Genomic DNA, 250 nt, shown 5'->3' with positions numbered 1-250 from the left:
CCGTTACGTCGCAAAGCATGGCCAGCCGTCGGGCCGCGTCGCCAAGGCCGTTCTGGTTGCCGCCGTTCCGCCGCTGATGCTGAAGACGGCTGGCAATCCGGAAGGTCTGCCGATCGAGGTGTTCGATGGTTTCCGCTCAGCGCTTGCCGCCAACCGTGCGCAGTTCTTCCGCGATGTTCCGGCCGGTCCGTTCTACGGTTTCAACCGTGACGGTGCGACGGTTCAGGAAGGCGTGATCCAGAACTGGTGG

At 64.0% G+C, this 250-nt stretch carries 1 pseudogene; it reads left to right on the top strand.

Features of this window, described 5'->3' with window-relative positions:
• Positions 1 to 250 (top strand): annotated as a pseudogene (locus N7578_RS22655) (alpha/beta hydrolase); the annotation flags it as partial.

The sequence above is a fragment of the Agrobacterium tumefaciens genome (assembly GCF_031801495.1).
Classification (GTDB): Bacteria; Pseudomonadota; Alphaproteobacteria; order Rhizobiales; family Rhizobiaceae; genus Agrobacterium; species Agrobacterium tumefaciens_K.
This window is presented reverse-complemented; position numbering and strand designations above follow the sequence as displayed.